4 protein-coding genes and 1 pseudogene are annotated in these 3,808 nt (G+C 72.9%); all 5 read left to right on the top strand.

Annotated elements, in window-relative coordinates:
• A pseudogene (locus ACFRMQ_RS39225) lies at positions 1–901 on the top strand (hypothetical protein); the annotation flags it as partial.
• Between the two features lie 211 nt (positions 902–1,112).
• A complete protein-coding gene (locus tag ACFRMQ_RS39220) occupies positions 1,113–1,847 on the top strand; it encodes a DUF2993 domain-containing protein (RefSeq protein WP_380735675.1) in 735 nt (244 codons plus the stop codon).
• Between the two features lie 237 nt (positions 1,848–2,084).
• Positions 2,085–2,165, top strand: a complete 81-nt coding sequence (locus ACFRMQ_RS39215; RefSeq protein WP_350517234.1) for an Ms5788A family Cys-rich leader peptide — start codon at positions 2,085–2,087, stop codon at positions 2,163–2,165.
• Between the two features lie 232 nt (positions 2,166–2,397).
• Entirely contained in the window at positions 2,398–3,234 is an 837-nt protein-coding gene (locus tag ACFRMQ_RS39210; protein WP_380735673.1) for a sulfurtransferase, read from the top strand.
• Between the two features lie 40 nt (positions 3,235–3,274).
• Positions 3,275–3,565 carry a DUF1416 domain-containing protein gene (locus ACFRMQ_RS39205; RefSeq protein ID WP_030288989.1) on the top strand — a complete coding sequence of 97 codons (291 nt, stop codon included), beginning with the start codon at positions 3,275–3,277 and terminating at the stop codon, positions 3,563–3,565.
• Positions 3,566–3,808: the final 243 nt, after the last annotated feature.

The following is a 3,808-nucleotide window of genomic DNA, read 5'->3' as shown; positions in this document are numbered from 1 at the left end:
GGCCCGGCACGCGGCCCCGGCGCCGCGGCCCGCCCCCGCGCGGCAGTCGGCGGAGGCCTTCGACCCGCCGACCATGACCCTGAAGCGCCCGGTCGCCCCCGGTCCGCTGGGCGCCCCCGCCGTGCCGCCGTACGCGGCCGTCCCGCCGCGGTCCGTCCCGGCGCAGGCCGCGCCACCCGCGGGCCCGCGCGGCCGGACCGGCTCGCCGATCATCGACCCGGGCCTCCAGCCGGCCCTGATCACCGCCGGCGCGGCCGCGCTGCTGGCCGGTGGCGCCGCCCTCGGGCAGGTCGCGCTGGCCCTGGTGGTCGCGCTGCTCCAGTTGCTGACGGCGGCCGGCTGGTTCCGGCTGAACGGCATGTGGCCGGCCCGGCAGGGCATCCTGCTCGCCGCGCTGGCCGGGCTCACCGCGGACGCCGCGGTGCTGCTGGCGGACTCCGACGGCGGCGTGGCGGCCGTGGTGGGCACCCTGGGCGGGTTCTTCCTGCTCGTCCTGGTGTTGCAGACGTTCCGCCCGTCCGACCCGAAGGAGCGGTTCTACGCGCTGACGGTGCTCGGCTCGGCCACCGTGGTGACGGCGCTGTGCACCACGCTGCTGCTGGCCGACTGGGTGCCGGCCGGGGTGGGCGCGGTGGCGCTGGCCACCCTGCTGGCCGCGGCGCCGCTGCCCGGTCCGAGGCAGCTGGGCCCGGTGCTGGGTCTGGCCGCGGCGGTGGTGCTGGGCCTGCTGGTCGGGGCGCCGGTGGCGCTCGGCGCGCTGGCCGGGCTGGGTGCGCTGGTCGGCCGCAGGGTCGCCGCGTACGACTTCCCGTCGCGCTTCGTGCACATGACGGCGGGGGTGGCGCTGCCGCTGGCCGTGGCCGCGCCGCTGATCTGGCTCGCCACCGACCTGCTGGCCTGATCCCGTTCCCGTGGTCCGGGCCGGTCCGGGCCGGTCCGTGCCGGTCCGGGCCGCGGTCCCGCCCCGGAACCATGGTCCGGGGCGGGACGTCGTACGGTCGTGCGGGAGCGGGCGCGTCCCGGGTCCGCCGCGGAACGGCGGACGATCCACCGCGAACGACCCATCGCGGACGATCAGGAACGGTCGGCGACCGGCGACGACGGGAGACACGATGCGCGGATGGCTGAAGGCCACGATCGGCCTGGCGGTGCTCTGCGGCCTGCTGGTGGGTGCCGACCGGATCGCCGTCGGGGTGGCCGAGGACGAGGCCGCCGACCGGATCGTGAAGAGCGGCCGGATGAGCCAGCGCCCGGACGTCTCGATCGAGGGCTTCCCGTTCCTCACCCAGGTGCTGTCGATGGAGCTGGACGACGTCCGGATCTCCTCCGACGGCCTGACCGTCGGCGACGGCAGCCACCAGGTGGCGCTGCACTCGTTCAAGGCCAAGCTCTCCGGGGTCAAGGTCAGCGACAGCATGAGCAGCGCCACGGTGGCCGGCGGGACCGGCAGCGGGGTGATCTCCTACCCGGACCTCGCGCAGCTGCTGCCGCCCGCCTCTCAGCTGCTGCACGGGGCCAAGCTGCCGGTGGGCGGCAGCTCCCGGCTGACCCTGGCCTACGCCGGGCCGGGCAAGGTCAAGGCCTCGCTGGGGCCGATCGCGATCGGCGAGGGCAATGTGAGCAACAAGGGGAACACCGTCACGGTGGACGGCTTCCGGCTGAGCTCGCTGGCGGGGATGGTGGCCGGTTTCAGCGGTCAGCAGCTGGAGCCGATGAGCTTCACCCTGGATTCGCTGCCGGCCGGGCTGAAGCTGGCCGATCAGGAGGGCGGGAGCGGCGGTGTGACGCCACTGCCGGAGGGCCTCCAGCTGACCTTCGACGGCAAGGACGTCAAGCTGCTGGGCTGAGCGGCACCCGGCCGGCCTTCCCGCCGACCGGGCTGCCGAATCGTTCCGCTCCGCGAGACGCGCTGTCCAGCGCGGACCGCGGGGCGGTGTCGTTTCCGCCTCGGGAGCACCTCCGGAGCGGCCGCGGCCGGGCCCCGGCGGGCCGGGATCCAGTGGAATCCCATCATCCGGTCGTTTCGATCCCAGTATTCGATACGCTGATGACAGCGGCCCTCCGGTGTCCCTAGCATCGTCGGCATGAAGCGACAGACGGACCTCACGAAGCGGCGGGCGGTAGACCTGTGCCGCGTGGCCGCCTGTCTGTGTCGAATGCGCTGACTCGGCATCCCGGCAGGGCACTTGACGCCCGCCGCCGATCTTCCCGGCGACCGCGCCCGGCTCTGTGAGCGGGCCGTCGCCGATGTACCCCGCAGTTCCCGGCCCGGTCGTCGGCCCATCCTCCTCGTCCCGTCATTCGGACAGGATTTCGGACCACACCCACCCGGGCGCCCCTTCAGCACCCTCCTGAGCAGCACCTCCGCACAACCGCCCTCGGATGGAGAACACCACCATGAGCCGCAGCGACGTCCTGGTCGACGCCGACTGGGTCCAGGCCCACCTGGACGACCCGAAGGTCGTCATCGTCGAGGTCGACGAGGACACCTCCGCGTACGAGAAGAACCACATCCGCAACGCCGTCCGGATCGACTGGAAGCAGGACCTCCAGGACCCGGTCCGCCGCGACTTCATCGACCAGGCCGGCTTCGAGGCGCTGCTCAGCGCCAAGGGCATCGCCAACGACGACACCGTCGTCCTGTACGGCGGCAACAACAACTGGTTCGCCTCGTACGCCTACTGGTACTTCAAGCTGTACGGCCACGGCGACGTCCGCCTGCTGGACGGCGGCCGCAAGAAGTGGGAGCTGGACTCCCGCGACTTGGTCGTCGAGGTGCCGGCCCGCGCCGCCACCGAGTACCGGGCGCAGGCCGCCGACTCCTCGATCCGCGCCTTCCGCGACGACGTGATCGCCGCCATCGGCAGCCTGAACCTGGTCGACGTCCGCTCGCCCGACGAGTTCTCCGGCAAGCTGCTCGCCCCGGCCCACCTCCCGCAGGAGCAGTCGCAGCGCCCCGGCCACGTGCCGAGCGCCCGCAACATCCCGTGGGCCAAGAACGCGAACGACGACGGCACCTTCAAGAGCGACGACGAGCTCAAGGCGCTGTACGAGGCCGAGGGCATCGACCTGGCGAAGGACACCATCGCCTACTGCCGCATCGGCGAGCGCTCCGCGCTCACCTGGTTCGTGCTGCACGAGCTGCTCGGCCAGGAGAACGTCAAGAACTACGACGGCTCGTGGACCGAGTACGGCAGCCTGGTCGGCGTGCCGATCGAGCTCGGCAGCAACTGAGCCCCCCGGCTCGACCCGTAAGTCAGAAGGGAAGACAGACATGTGCGGTGCGAAGGCCGGCGGCCCGGACCTGGCAGGAGTTGACGTGGCGAACGAGACGATCATCCAGGGTTCGGTGACCCGCGACGGTGAGCCGGTCAACGGCTACGTCCGGCTGCTGGACGAGAACAACGAGTTCACGGCCGAGGTGCCCACCTCGGCGACCGGCCAGTTCCGGTTCTTCGCCCGCCCGGGCAAGTGGACCCTGCGGGCGCTGGTGCCGGGCCAGACCGTGGACCGTCAGGTGGTGGCCTCCCAGGGCACCGCCGTCGAGGTCGCGATCGCGGTCTGACCGGGACCGACCGGAGCGAGAACCACCAGGAGCCGGAGCGAACCGGTTCCGGCCGAGGGCCCCTGGCAGTGCGGCGGAGCGGCGGGCCGGAAGGGGTGGCAGCTCTGGCGGAACGCGCCCGGACCGAGGGCGTACCGCTGTGGATCGCGCGTCGGTACGCGCAGGCGCCCGCCGGACCCGTCACCGTCACCGTCGATCGGCGCTCGGTGCGCGTGGACGTGTGGGGGCCGCATGCTCCCGTCG

Origin of the sequence: Kitasatospora sp. NPDC056783, from assembly GCF_042789895.1 — a bacterium.
Classification (GTDB): Bacteria; Actinomycetota; Actinomycetes; order Streptomycetales; family Streptomycetaceae; genus Kitasatospora.
This window is presented reverse-complemented; position numbering and strand designations above follow the sequence as displayed.